Source organism: Pseudomonas sp. AC463, from assembly GCF_979253585.1.
Window position 1 is genome coordinate 1 of record NZ_CEEDDZ010001245.1, and the last position, 231, is coordinate 231.

The window sequence follows — 231 nt, forward strand, 5'->3', positions numbered from 1 at the left end:
GCCGTGCGCCGGACCGCGCCGATGGCGCTGATGGTCGGCCTGATCGGTGCCGCCGCGCTGGCATGGACCAGCCTGTCGACGCCGCCGCAGAAGACCTTGTTCTCCGGTCTCGCCGATGCGGACAAGGCCGCGGTCGTGCAGAGTCTGGAACAGGCGAGCATCACCGCGCATGTCGACGACGGCACCGGCGCGATCACCGTCGACGAAGACGCGTACAGCAAGGCGCGGATG

The 231-nt window shown here is 69.7% G+C and carries 1 pseudogene; it reads left to right on the plus strand.

From position 1 onward, the window contains the following. Positions 1 to 21: 21 nt before the first annotated feature. Positions 22 to 231: pseudogene (locus AC0IYH_RS34285) on the plus strand (hypothetical protein); the annotation flags it as partial.